This is a genomic window from Fictibacillus norfolkensis (assembly GCF_014836645.1).
Lineage (GTDB): Bacteria > Bacillota > Bacilli > Bacillales > Fictibacillaceae > Fictibacillus > Fictibacillus norfolkensis.
In genome coordinates this window covers 263,346-275,986 of the sequence record NZ_JACSQM010000003.1, presented here as the reverse complement: position 1 = coordinate 275,986, position 12,641 = coordinate 263,346, and the positions used below count along the sequence as shown (strand labels likewise).

The 12,641-nt window shown below is 39.2% G+C and carries 14 protein-coding genes and 1 pseudogene; 10 read left to right on the top strand and 5 right to left on the bottom strand.

The window, feature by feature from the left end; genetic code table 11:
- The first annotated feature begins 3 nt into the window (after positions 1 to 3).
- The 3 genes from H9648_RS08670 to H9648_RS08660 are packed head-to-tail and all read left to right on the top strand — an operon-like array spanning position 4 to position 1,671.
- Positions 4 to 672: a reverse transcriptase-like protein gene (locus H9648_RS08670; RefSeq protein WP_191753499.1), complete on the top strand. Its 669-nt coding sequence runs from the start codon at positions 4 to 6 to the stop codon at positions 670 to 672.
- A gap of 52 nt (positions 673 to 724) precedes the next feature.
- Positions 725 to 1,024 (top strand): DUF6123 family protein, encoded by a 300-nt coding sequence (locus tag H9648_RS08665; RefSeq protein ID WP_191753498.1) that lies wholly within the window; start codon positions 725 to 727, stop codon positions 1,022 to 1,024.
- Between the two features lie 2 nt (positions 1,025 to 1,026).
- The gene (locus H9648_RS08660; protein ID WP_191753497.1) at positions 1,027 to 1,671 is read left to right on the top strand and encodes an HD domain-containing protein; all 645 of its coding nucleotides are present in this window, start codon (positions 1,027 to 1,029) and stop codon (positions 1,669 to 1,671) included.
- Between the two features lie 399 nt (positions 1,672 to 2,070).
- Here H9648_RS08660 and H9648_RS08655 read toward each other — a convergent pair whose 3' ends face one another.
- Positions 2,071 to 2,397 carry a 2Fe-2S iron-sulfur cluster-binding protein gene (locus H9648_RS08655; protein WP_137789531.1) on the bottom strand — a complete coding sequence of 109 codons (327 nt, stop codon included), beginning with the start codon at positions 2,395 to 2,397 and terminating at the stop codon, positions 2,071 to 2,073.
- A gap of 179 nt (positions 2,398 to 2,576) precedes the next feature.
- Here H9648_RS08655 and H9648_RS08650 point away from each other — a divergent pair, with 179 nt between their 5' ends.
- The 4 genes from H9648_RS08650 to H9648_RS08635 all read left to right on the top strand — a co-directional run bounded on the left by H9648_RS08650 (position 2,577) and on the right by H9648_RS08635 (position 6,979).
- Complete coding sequence (locus H9648_RS08650) at positions 2,577 to 4,265, top strand: formate--tetrahydrofolate ligase (RefSeq protein ID WP_191753496.1); 1,689 nt, start codon at positions 2,577 to 2,579, stop codon at positions 4,263 to 4,265.
- 54 nt (positions 4,266 to 4,319) lie between these two features.
- The gene (locus H9648_RS08645) at positions 4,320 to 4,469 is read left to right on the top strand and encodes a YycC family protein (RefSeq protein WP_082861366.1); all 150 of its coding nucleotides are present in this window, start codon (positions 4,320 to 4,322) and stop codon (positions 4,467 to 4,469) included.
- A gap of 79 nt (positions 4,470 to 4,548) precedes the next feature.
- On the top strand, positions 4,549 to 5,409 hold the full coding sequence (locus H9648_RS08640; RefSeq protein ID WP_191753495.1) for a CvfB family protein: 861 nt from the start codon (positions 4,549 to 4,551) through the stop codon (positions 5,407 to 5,409).
- A 151-nt stretch (positions 5,410 to 5,560) separates the two neighbouring features.
- Complete coding sequence (locus tag H9648_RS08635) at positions 5,561 to 6,979, top strand: amino acid permease (RefSeq protein WP_191753729.1); 1,419 nt, start codon at positions 5,561 to 5,563, stop codon at positions 6,977 to 6,979.
- Positions 6,980 to 6,998: 19 nt separating this feature from the next.
- Here the strand turns inward: H9648_RS08635 and H9648_RS08630 are convergent, their stop codons facing one another.
- Positions 6,999 to 8,540: a solute symporter family protein gene (locus tag H9648_RS08630; protein ID WP_191753494.1), complete on the bottom strand. Its 1,542-nt coding sequence runs from the start codon at positions 8,538 to 8,540 to the stop codon at positions 6,999 to 7,001.
- Positions 8,537 to 8,872, bottom strand: coding sequence for a DUF485 domain-containing protein (locus H9648_RS08625; RefSeq protein WP_191753493.1), 336 nt, complete (start codon positions 8,870 to 8,872; stop codon positions 8,537 to 8,539). Before H9648_RS08625 ends, H9648_RS08630 begins: the two co-directional genes overlap by 4 nt.
- Positions 8,873 to 9,082: 210 nt before the next feature.
- Between H9648_RS08625 and H9648_RS08620 the strand changes: the two genes are divergently transcribed.
- Positions 9,083 to 9,763 (top strand): MgtC/SapB family protein, encoded by a 681-nt coding sequence (locus H9648_RS08620; RefSeq protein WP_191753492.1) that lies wholly within the window; start codon positions 9,083 to 9,085, stop codon positions 9,761 to 9,763.
- 119 nt (positions 9,764 to 9,882) lie between these two features.
- Here H9648_RS08620 and H9648_RS08615 read toward each other — a convergent pair whose 3' ends face one another.
- The gene (locus tag H9648_RS08615; protein ID WP_191753491.1) at positions 9,883 to 10,947 is read right to left on the bottom strand and encodes an SDR family oxidoreductase; all 1,065 of its coding nucleotides are present in this window, start codon (positions 10,945 to 10,947) and stop codon (positions 9,883 to 9,885) included.
- A 60-nt stretch (positions 10,948 to 11,007) separates the two neighbouring features.
- On the opposite strand from H9648_RS08615, the gene H9648_RS08610 reads away from it, so the two are divergent.
- Positions 11,008 to 11,679, top strand: a complete 672-nt coding sequence (locus tag H9648_RS08610; RefSeq protein ID WP_191753490.1) for an NAD(P)H-binding protein — start codon at positions 11,008 to 11,010, stop codon at positions 11,677 to 11,679.
- A 55-nt stretch (positions 11,680 to 11,734) separates the two neighbouring features.
- Positions 11,735 to 12,166 carry a BrxA/BrxB family bacilliredoxin gene (locus H9648_RS08605; RefSeq protein ID WP_191753728.1) on the top strand — a complete coding sequence of 144 codons (432 nt, stop codon included), beginning with the start codon at positions 11,735 to 11,737 and terminating at the stop codon, positions 12,164 to 12,166.
- 163 nt (positions 12,167 to 12,329) lie between these two features.
- Here H9648_RS08605 and H9648_RS20685 read toward each other — a convergent pair.
- A pseudogene (locus tag H9648_RS20685) lies at positions 12,330 to 12,443 on the bottom strand (YjcZ family sporulation protein); the annotation flags it as partial.
- Positions 12,444 to 12,641: the final 198 nt, after the last annotated feature.

Below are 12,641 nucleotides of genomic sequence, written 5' to 3'. Positions count from 1 at the left end.
ACTATGAACTTCTCAATAGAGTATATGTATAAACATCCTAAATCCCCCTTTAAGATTCGATTTGTTTCTGATCCTATGTCGTTAACAGAAGCACTTTTTACGGCAACTGATATAGAGAAGACTGGAAGAGTATCTGAAATGGTCTTTATCGATACGAAAGGTGTAACGTGGTCGAAGAAAGAGCTGACTAAATTAACACAAGTCAAAAAAGAAGAACCAAAAGATATTTCCATTTATTTTGATGGAGGTTTCAAGTCAGAGACGGGAACAAGTGGTCAAGGTATTATTGTTCATTTCTCTCAAAACGGTATAACCTATCGTATTAAAAAGAATGCAAGTCTAACCAATATTGAATCGAATAATGAATCGGAATATGCTGCATTGTGGATCGCTGTAAAAGAACTTGAAGAACTTGGAGTTCAATATGAAGAAGTTAGAATTCAAGGAGATTCAAAGGTTGTCATAGAGCAATTAAAAGGGGAATGGCCTTGTTATGAAACGAACCTCCAGAACTGGGCAGATAAAATCGAAACACTATTGAAGAAACTTCAGATCGAACCTGTATATGAATGGGTGGCTAGAAACAAGAACAAAGATGCCGATCATCTCGTAACACAAGCATTAAACGGAAAGATCATACAAGCGAAGAAAGAAGTCATTGATAATTCCTGAATGTTACTGGTACAATTTACTAGAATCTTTTGATTTTGGGGTTGAGGTAGAAATGAATGAGAACGTTCTAGGCGACTATATAGCATTATTAGCTTCAAAAGGTTTTCGTCTTAATGATGGAGACCTTCATTTTGTGGACTTTGGAAAACACTATACAGATGCAAGTGAATCTCAAGTGAAGATAGCATTAGAAGTTACATTAATTAAACAGTTATCGTTTGACGGAAGTTACTTTATCGCTATATTAGAGTCTTTAGTTAACGAAAATATCACCTCAAAGCAAAAAGCGTATGAACTACTAGATCAGCTGCAAACCAACAACGAAAGAAAACATTCTTATACAGTGGGGTAAGCATGAAACAGAAGATAATTCAACAGACAGAGAAGTTTGTAAAAGATAAGTTAAGAAACGAGAGCAGTGGACATGACTGGTATCATATCTATCGTGTTAAAAATCTGTCTCTGAACATTGCAGAAAAAGAAGGTGCAGATCACTTTGTATGTGTGATGGCGGCACTTCTTCATGATATAGCAGATGAAAAAATTGCAGGAACTGAAGAAGAAGGACTTCAAGAAGTGAAAAATTGGTTAGAATCTATTTCTGTCGAGGAACCTTACATCACGCACATATTGTCAATCATCTCTACGATGTCATTTAAAGGCGGTAACGGAAAAGAGATGGAATCAGTTGAAGGTAAAGTCGTTCAGGACGCAGACCGCTTAGACGCGATCGGAGCAATAGGAATCGGTAGAACATTCGCTTATTCTGGAGCGAAGGGACAGTTGATGTATGATCCTGAGATACCTGTTCGAGAAACGATGACCAAAGAGCAATATCGCAATGAAAGAAGTACAGCTATAAATCACTTCTACGAAAAGCTGTTAAAGTTAAAGCATGGGATGAATACTCCTTATGCAAAAAAACTAGCAGATGACCGGCATGCCTTTTTAGAAAACTTTCTAGAGCAGTTTTTTGAAGAGTGGGAAGGCAGAAGGTGAGTAAGTTTTCTATGAAAGTGGTTGATTTCCGCTCCAGGTTGCTCGCTTTCCATGGGGCGAACGGTGAGCCTCCTGCCACTTCGTGCCATTAGGAGTCTCCACCTGACTAGTTACAGTGGCTAGCCCCTCGAGGTCAAAAGTTAAATGGCTCAGAAGGCAAAGTGCGCCTTCAAACCCATTCACCTTTTGCTTGTCGGGGCTGAACGCGCCACTTCCACTTTTTGGACTGACCGCTCGTCCCATAGGAGTCGGCAACCTTGCGCTCCAATCAACATTCCTAGGAAGAGAAAATAAACATTCAAAATCAACATTCTTAGTTTAGTTTGTCCTTTCAAAGTGAATGATTTGCATTAAAAAAAGGCCAAAATAATGGCCTTTTTTAATTACTTAGAATCTAGACTAACACTCTTCTGCTGGTCGAGGTCCAGCGTCTAATCCTTCTGATGTTACCGTAAGAACTGGATTGATCGATGCATCTTCACTCACACAAATCTGGCAAGATAATCTTACATTACCTGATAGACCCTTCGTAGCGATAATATTAGCTTCATTTTCTCCGATCGGACCTAGATCACCTGACAATACTTCCACTCGGCATGTTGTACATTTTGCTTTGCCTCCACAGCGGTGTAGGATGTCAATTCCGTTGTCTTCAAGTGCATTTACAAGTTTTTTGCCATTCTCAATCTCATATGTACCAAATCCACGCACATCAATTTTTGCCATTTTACCTGCCTCCTTAAAATAAACACTTAGTATATCTTTCCATTCTTATTATACGATAACCTCTTAGCAAGTAAACTATAGGATTAGAAGTTGTAATAGAAAAACTAATCGCATCACATACTTGTTTCATATACAATAGAGAGTGGAGTCAATTACATATGATGGAGGGTTAAATCAACATGCTAGAAAAGGTTACGTTCAAAAGTGATATCGAGATTGCCCAATCAGCGAAAATGCTGCGAATCGAAGAAATTGTAGGACAACTAGGAATTGAAGAAGATGATTGGGAACCTTATGGAAGATACAAAGGAAAGCTCTCATTAGATCTGTTTCAAAAGCTTCAGAATGTTGAAGATGGAAAAGTAGTCTTAGTTACAGCGATTAGTCCAACACCAGCAGGAGAGGGCAAGTCTACAGTAACCGTGGGGCTTGGACAAGCACTCAATCGAGTTGGAAAGAAAACGATTATCGCTTTACGTGAACCATCACTCGGCCCTAGCATGGGTATTAAAGGTGGTGCAGCTGGTGGAGGATACTCTCAAGTGATGCCGATGGAAGATATCAATCTGCACTTTACAGGAGACCTGCATGCTATTACAACTGCTAATAACGCATTAGCTGCATTAATCGATAACCATATACATCAAGGGAATGAATTGAATATAGATCCACGCCGAATCCTTTGGAAGCGTGCGTTAGATATGAACGATCGAGCATTAAGAAAGATTGTCATCGGCTTAGGTGGACCTGTTCAAGGTGTACCGCGAGAAGATGGATTCGATATTACCGTAGCATCAGAAGTGATGGCGATCTTCTGTCTGGCTAATGATCTAGAAGACTTGAAGATGAGACTTTCTAAGATGGTAGTGGCGTTTGATCATGACAATCAGCCTGTAACCGCTGGACATCTGAATGCTCATGGTGCTCTTACATTACTTTTAAAAGATGCGATTCGCCCGAATATTGTACAAACATTAGAAAACACGCCGGCACTTGTTCATGGTGGACCGTTTGCTAATATTGCTCATGGGTGTAACAGCGTGATCGCGACAAAGTTAGCTTCTAAACTTGGTGAGATGGTCGTAACAGAAGCTGGATTCGGTGCTGATCTTGGAGCGGAGAAGTTCTTGGATATTAAAGCGCGATATGCTGGTATCAATCCAAGTGCAGTTGTTATTGTTGCTACAGTAAGAGCGCTTAAGATGCATGGCGGTCTTGCAAAAGAATATTTAAAGAATCCTGACTTAGAAGCACTTCAAAAAGGTATGCCTAACCTCCAGAAACATTTAGAAACGTTAAAAGAATTTGGGGTTCCTGTTGTTGTAGCTATCAACAAATTTGTAACTGACACTGACGAAGAGGTTGCTTTTATAAAAGATTGGTGCAACTCTAAAGGTGTTGCTGCTGAAGAAGCTGATGTTTGGGCTAAAGGCGGACAAGGTGGAGAAGCATTAGCGAATAGAGTGTTAGAAACCATAGAAACAGAAGAGAATAACTACAAACCTCTTTACGAACTAAACGTTTCTTTACAAGAAAAAATTGAGACGATCTGTAAAAAAGTGTATGGAGCAGGAGAAGTACAGTTCTCACCAAAAGCTGTAAAACAAATGAAGCAGTACACTGATTTCGGGTGGGATCAATTGCCGGTTTGTATGGCTAAAACTCAATATTCCTTCTCAGATGATCCGAAAAAACTCGGCCGTCCAGAAAACTTTACGATAACGATAAGAGAACTAAAACCTTCGATCGGTGCTGGTTTTATTGTCGCTCTTACAGGTGATGTGATGACGATGCCAGGGCTGCCAAAAGTTCCGGCGGCAAACAACATGGATGTATCAGAAGACGGGAAAGCAGTAGGACTATTTTAAGAAATAGTGTAAAGTATCCTTATAAACTGCTATACTTCTGTAGGAGGGATGCATATGAAACCATTACAACTTTCAGCTGATACTGCGGTGAAATTAGCAAAAGCGCTAAACGTGCCTCTTGAACAGTTGATGCATATGCCTCAGCATATTTTGGTAAAAAAGCTGATGGAATTGGAAGCATCCAAAGAAAATAAGGATGAATAATTAAGAACAAGAAGGCGAAAACCTACTATGTAGGTTTTTTCTTTTTTATTATCTATCTTTTAAAAAAAGGAATGAAAATATGGAAACAAAAAAACCTGGTTTAGTGTATACACTTAAAGTTGTACGAATTTCGGATCTTGGCTATGTATTAGATCTTGAAGATGGCAAAGAAGTTCTTTTACATCGGGCTGAAGCAAAGAGCAAACATGAAGAAGGAAACATGGTAGAAGTCTTTTTATATCAAGATCACGAAGGAAGACTGGCTGCTACCGAAACGATACCAAAAGTTCGTCTCGATTCATTAGCTTGGCTAGAAGTTGCAGGTGTGAATCGGAAGTTAGGGGTATTTCTTCATATCGGCATTAAGAAAGATATCCTCTTATCAAAAGACGATCTTCCTGAATCATGGGACGAATGGCCGCATCTAGGCGACCGTGTATATTCAGGCATGAAATTAGATAAAAAAGGCCGAATCTTTGCTGACTTAGCTACAGAAGAAGAGATGGTAGAACAAGCAGAAGCAGCAACAGAAGAGATGTTTAACCAACAAACATCAGGATATGTTTATAAGATTAATGAAGCGGGTGTACTCCTGTTTACTGAGTCAGGGCACATCGGATTCATTCATAACGATGAGTTAAAGGTGAAGCCTCGTCTTGGTCAGAAGCTCGGAGCTCGTGTAGCATTCGTTCGAGAAGATGGAAGAATGAACTTATCGATGAGAGCAAGAAAAGAGATTGCGTACAGTGAGGATTCTGAACGGATCTATCAATATTTAAGAGAAAACAAAGGGCAGATGCCACTTACAGACAAATCATCTCCAGAAGAGATCAAAGAGACTTTTCAGATGAGCAAAGCTTCATTCAAACGAGCTCTAGGTAAGCTTATGAAAGAAGAGAAAATCATTCAAGAAGATGGAAAAACATATCTTCAAATTTAAGGTAAAGGGTCTGATTAATCAGGCTCTTTTTTCTTTTTAAGGTCTCTATTTTTTATTTTCCATTCTTACTTTTAAGTTTAGACTTTTTATCCAATGTTACTTCAGGATTTGCAATGTACTTCATTGGGTAAAATACGAAGAGAAAGGTGGAATCACTTTGAAAAGAAATTTAGGCTTTTGGGTCTTAACTGCGCTTGTAGTAGGAAATATGGTAGGATCGGGTATTTTCATGTTGCCACGATCATTAGCAGAAGTAGCTAGTCCATCTGGTGTATTAACAGCTTGGGTGATCACAGGTTTTGGTGTATTGATGACAGCTCTTGTTTTTGGAAACCTGAGTTTAAGAAAACCTGAATTAAATGGAGGCCCTCAAAACTACGCGAAGGCTTTGTTTAAAGAGAATTCACAATCCTCACTATTAGCAGGATACCTTGTAAGCTGGGGATATTGGGTGGCTAACTGGTCAGGTAACGTTGCGATCATCACTACGTTTGCTAGTTATCTTTCAACTTTTTTCCCTGTTATGACGAACAAAGCTATTTTATTCACCGTGATGGGGACTTCTGTAAGATTAGGTGGAGTCATCACATTTATTATCTGTTCCGTTCTTTTGTGGAGCGTACACATATTGATTCTTAACGGTATCGAGGGAGCAGGAAAAGTGAACTTTATTGCAACTTTTGCCAAAGTTTTAGGATTCTTATTATTTATAATAGCTTGTTTATTTGCATTTCAAAGCAGTAATCTTGTTCCTTTCTATGCTCCGATCGAGAGTGAGGGCGGTGTTACTTCAGGTTTTCTATCTCAGATAAATAATGCCGCGATCGCAACCCTTTGGGCATTTGTAGGAGTAGAATCTGCTGTTGTTTTCGCTACTCGTGCCAAAAGAGAGAGAGATGTAAAAAAGGCGACGATCCTTGGTCTGATCATTGCACTTCTTTTGTATTTAAGTATCACGTTGTTAGTCATGGGAACTCTTAAGCAAGAAGAATTGATCAACTCTCAAAAACCACTTGTTGATTCATTGATGGCAGCAATTGGACCATCTGGCAGTATGATAATGGCCGTCTTAGGAGTGGTCTCATTATTGGGAGCGACTGTTGGTTGGGTTTTGCTTTCCGCTGAAGTGCCGTTTCAGGCAGCACAGCAGCGGATGTTTATCACGAACTTTTTAAAAGAAAACAAAAAAGGTGCACCCGTTTTCTCTCTTTGGATCACAAACCTTTGTACTCAGCTATTCTTGTTTTCTGTTATTTCTCAGTCGATGGCGTCTGCTTTTGATTTTATGATTTTTATTGCGACACTGGCTTTTCTCGTTCCCTATTTGTTCGCTTCTCTGTATCAGTTGAAGCTCGTTATGAAAGGTGAGACGTATGAAGAGTCGGGGAGAAGTCGAACGACCGATGGTATTATTGCTGCAGTTGCTGCCATCTATTCGTTCTGGGTCATCTATGCAGGAACGGCTAATCTAAAGACCTTTTTATTCGGAATCGCCTTACTTGCATCAGGCATCTTATTTTACCCCTTCGTTCCAAAACAAACTGAAACCATCAAAAAACCGGCTGATTAAATTTAGCCGGTTTTTTTAATTATGCACCTTTTCGAAGGCCTGACCCTGTATTTGCTTTTACTAAAATTTCATTGAACTTATCAACGTCTGATGGTTTGGAAAGCATCGTTCCGATGATAGCTCCTAAGAACCCAAGTGGTATGGAAACAATTCCTGGGTTTGCAAGTGGAAAGATGGCTTCTCCTGTAAGGATCGCCGCTCCTTCTACAGGAGACCATACACTAGGTGAAATCATTACTAAAACAAGTGAACTAATGAGTCCGACTAACATCCCAGTTACTGCGCCCGCCGTATTAAAGCGCTTCCAAAAAATCGTTAAAAGAATGATAGGAAGGTTCGCACTAGCTGCTACAGCAAAGGCAAGAGAGACTAAGAAAGCAACATTTAATTTTTGTGCGAATAATGCGAGTATGATGGAGATGATCGCTACCCCTACTGAAGCCCATTTGGCGGCTTTCATCTGTTCTTTTTCTGATGCATGACCTTTTCTGATGATGTGTGTATAAAAGTCATGAGCAAAAGCTGAAGCAGCTGATAGAACCAATCCAGCTACGACGGCTAGAATGGTAGCGAACGCAACGGCAGAAACAAAGGCAAATAGAAACTCTCCTCCGAGTACTTCTGCTAAAAGTGGAGCTGCCATATTTCCAGCGGCATTTGCAGCTAAGATCTGATCTTGTCCAACAAAAGCTGCAGCACCAAATCCTAAAAAGATCGTCATGATGTAGAACGCTCCGATCAGCCAAGTTGCATACACAACGGATTTTCTGGCAGTGGGAGCATCTTTTACCGTAAAGAACCGGATAAGTATATGAGGAAGACCGGCAGTTCCTAAGACAAGTGCTAAGTTTAAGGAGATCGTATCAAGAGGATCTTTAAACTTATTACCAGGGTTCAAAAACGACTCGCCTAGTGGTGTAGCACTTTTAACTTGATTGAACATCTCAGTAAAGCTAAAACCAAATTTAGCAAACACCATCACAGAAATGATAAACGTTCCAAGCATCAAAAGAATTGCTTTTACAATTTGTACCCATGATGTAGCAGTCATACCACCGAACACCACATAAACCGTCATCAGTACGCCTACAATAAGTACAGAATATATGTACTCAATACCTAGTAATAGTTTGATAAGAGCACCTGCACCTACTAATTGGGCGACCATATAAAAGGTAGAGATCGCCATCGTATTCAGTGCAGCAACACCGCGAACCTTTTTGTCATTAAACCTCGCAGCGATCATATCCGCCATCGTATATTTACCAAGATTTCGAAGAGGCTCAGCTACTAAGAACAGAACAACAAGATAGGCTACTAGAAAGCCGATGCTATAAAAAAAGCCATCAAACCCTGATAGTGCGATCGTGCCTGCAATACCTAGGAATGAAGCAGCTGACATATAGTCTCCTGCAATGGCAAGTCCATTCTGCATTCCGGTCAATCCGCCATCAGCTGTGTAGAAATCACTCGTTGTTTTTGTTTTCTTAGAAGCAAAAAAGGTAATGACTAAAGTAAGTGCAACGATTCCTAAAAACAAAGAAAATGCGGTACCATTCATGAGGAAGCCTCCTTGTCCATATCAGCTATCACTTTTTCAGCGAGTTCGTCAAAGCGCTTGGCACGTTTCGTATAGATCATACACAGAGCCCATGTCATGATGAACTGAGCGAAAGCAAAGATCCAAGCCCAAGTAATATCACCGATCGCATTCTGATTCAATACATCTGTATAAGCGGTTAGAATAGGAAGGCTGAAGTAAAACAGTAAAAAAAACACGGTCATTGGCAGGATGAAACGTTTTTTCTCAGCCATTAATTGCTGAAATGTGTTCGTGTTCACGACTTCGCTGTACCTTGAGTGTTCAAAATTTTGCTGTTTTTTTGGTAACAATGCAATTTCCTCCTCTAATTAAATTGAATCAACCTAACATACACGCCCCCTTTTACTGAATAATCTTTATTTTCTGATAAAATCAACTTCTATTATATACGGAGAAACATTATGATTCAACGGGAATCGGTCTTGAATTTAGAAGGATTTAATGGGATGATTTGCGTATTATTAAATAAGGGCAAAAACAGGAGAGAGGTGTAAACATCCATGAGTCTTGTCTTGGTGAAACTTGGAATGTCGGCATTCTTCGGATTGATCATCGGAATTGAGAGGGAGTTGAAGAATAAACCCGTTGGTCTTAAAACGAGCCTTGTTATCTCCATCAGCAGTTGTTTGCTCACGATTGTCAGCATAGAATCTGCTAAACAATTTTCACTTCTATCTGGTCAAACGGTGATGGATCCAATGCGTTTAGCAGCTCAGATCGTAAGTGGGATTGGTTTTCTTGGAGCAGGTGTTATCTTAAGAAGAAGCAACGATGTGATTTCAGGGTTAACAACCGCAGCTATGATATGGGGAGCATCTGGACTAGGAATTGCCGCCGGAGCTGGTTTCTATAAAGAAGCCGCTGCAGGTGCTTTTTTAATTCTTATCAGTGTTGAACTGATTCCTCTTATCATGAAATGGATCGGTCCAAAAGCATTAAGACAGATCGATATTAAGTTAAAATTGGTAGTTAACCCAGACACCATCATGAGTGATGTGATGAAAGAGATCAATGAGCTGAAAGTAAAGATCGTAAATGTTCGAATAAAGGATCTTGAGAATGATTACAAAAAAATGGAGATGGCAGCATCCATCTATGAAAAAAGATACACCACGGATCTATATGATGATGTGAAAAAGATTGAGGGTATCCGAAGTGTTGAGATTGAAACGCTTGGTTAATTTAGGGTTTATGATCGATAGCCTGTTGAAGAGGCTCTCTTTATAAAGTGGCTGATACATTCAATTTTTTTAAGAGTTTTATCTTAGGATAAGAAAAAGGGTGACTTGTCACCCTTTTTTTAATATCGTATTAAGTTCTTGTCATGAGCATTGTTTTTATAATAGTGTACCATCGAGCCTACATACTCATCGAACGGACGACATTCAATTCCTGATCCTTTTAGATCTTTTACGAGTTGAGAAGTATCATATTTCGCATCATGAGAAAAATACGAAAGAGTTTCTAAAGGTACACCAAGCCATTTCGAAACAAGTGAAAACGAAAGACATTGTTCAGCAATTCTTCTATTCAATGTCCAGCTTGGTCTTTTCCCTAAAAGCTCTTGGCATAAAGAAGTATATGCAACTTGTATGGAAGGTGAATCTGGACTAAGTACATGATATGTCTTAGATTTTCCGACAGTCTCGTGCATGAGATAGACCGAAGCGTCAATGATGAAATCGACAGGAACGAGATGAATCTTGGATGAAGTTTTTCCGATATAGGGAATGGGGAACTTAGAAAGCCGCTTTATGAATTGCATCATAAAATAAGGACCGTCAAACTTGAGCGTTTCTCCTGTCTTTGAATCACCTACAATAATACCAGGTCGTATGATCGTGATCGGAAGTTCATTCATTCTATCACGGACTTGCACTTCTGCTTCGTGTTTTGTCTGTTCATAATAATTACGAAACCGACTCGGCATACTAATGTCGTTTTCCATGATCAATCCTTTTTCATCTCCTGAAACATAAGCTGTACTGAAATAACAAAAACGCTTTAAACTCGGACACTTTTCAACAAAAGTTAAGACGTTTTTTGTGCCGATCACATTACAAAGATAGGCAGGTTCATAAGCAACAGTGAGATCATAAAGAGCTGCAAGATGTACACAGTGTGTAACCTGTTTGTAAAGATCTTCTATAGTGTGAGATGCTAGACCTAAATTGTGTTTTGTAATATCTCCTTCGACAAGATGTATATTTTTAGGTTGAGATCTTAATTTTCGCTCTGCTAGTTCACGTTCATGTTTTAAGATCAATAAATAAAAGGTAGAAGAAGGATACTTTGCTTGAAGAGCACTTACAAGCTTTGAAGCTATAAATCCTGGGTAACCGGTGATAAAATAGGTATGGTTCATCGATATACACCTCAGCTCATGATAAGATAAGTTTACTCGTAACAGAAAGGACCGTAACATATGAATAAGAATACTGTTATTGTTGCAGGCTCAAGCGGATTAGTAGGAAAAGAAGTGGTAAAGCAATTATTGACTGATCCACAGTGTAAAGAGATTATCTTACTAGTTAGAAAGTCATCGGGTATGAAGCATGAAAAGATCAAAGAAGTGATATTTGATTTTACTGCATCTGAATACAGCCTAGAACATACAAAAGCGGATGTTATGTTCATCTGTATCGGAACGACGATGAATAAAGTAAAATCAAAAAAAGCATTTGAAGAAGTAGATCTACATATTCCGGTTAAATTAGGAAAACTTGCTCACAAGTTAAATATAACTCATGTTTCTGTTATTTCAGCTATGGGTGCTCATGCTAAGTCTACTTTTTTTTACAATCGTGTAAAGGGGAATATGGAGTCCCATTTGATCTCAATGAACTTCCCTTCTTTGACGATTGTAAGACCATCTTTATTGATCGGTGATCGTGAAGAGTTCAGGTTCGGAGAAAGATTGGCTGAAAAGCTTTATAAAGCAATTCCTTTCATCTATCCTAGTAAATATGAACCGGTAGAATCAAGCTCAGTTGCAAAAGCGATGATACAATACGCATTCAACGCCCAAATTGATTCCGTAAAAATTATCGAGAACAAGAAGATACATGAGATAAGCAGAAACATTTTAAAAAGCTAGTCTGTTTACGTTATAATAACATTGTATGTAAATGAATCGTTTTCAGGAGGAATAAATCATGAATGCTTATGAAGAATATATGAAACAGATGGCTCAGCCGATGAGAGACGAACTAACGCGTGCTGGGTTTGAAGAATTAAAAACACCAGAAGAAGTAAATTATTTTATGCAAGAATCAGAAGGTACAGCGCTTGTTGTGATCAACTCAGTCTGTGGCTGTGCTGCTGGTCTTGCTCGTCCGGTCGCAGTAGCATCTATTAATCATACGGTAAAACCTGACCAGTTTGTGACTGTTTTTGCTGGTCAAGATAAAGAAGCGACAGCTCAAATGAGAGAATTCTTTGGGGAGATCCCACCATCTTCTCCGTCTATGGCTGTACTAAAGGATGGAAAAGTCGTTCACTTTATTCATCGTCATAACATTGAAAATCATGCACCTGAAGAGATTCTTGAGAATCTTCTTGGAGCGTATGATGAGCATTGCTAATTCACTACATCTATATAAATGGATTTTTGAACATAAGAAAGAGAGAAGCTGATCTGCTTCTCTCTTTCTTTTTTAAAAATATGATGACTTAATGAGAAGAGGATGAAGATGAAGATGAAGATTCGTCACAGTCGTATTCTTCTTCTTCTTTACCATGAAACGCAGTAGCACCGATAATGATCAACAGGATGAATAGAACAACAATGATTAAAAAGCCGCATCCGTGTCCATAGCCACCATAACCTCCACCATGATAATCACCATGATGAATCGGCATGTTCGCTACCGGCTTCATGTTCATGTTCATATTGTCACCATAAGGCATATTCATTTTTTTATTTTCCATTTCAGTCCCTCCAAATATTTAAGTCTAGGTCAACGTCACATTACACCATATGACCGAAACACCTAAACGGACACGGACAAATGCGGAGTTTTTAGTGAAAACGCCTGTACTTTTTTAGGAGAAGAGCCT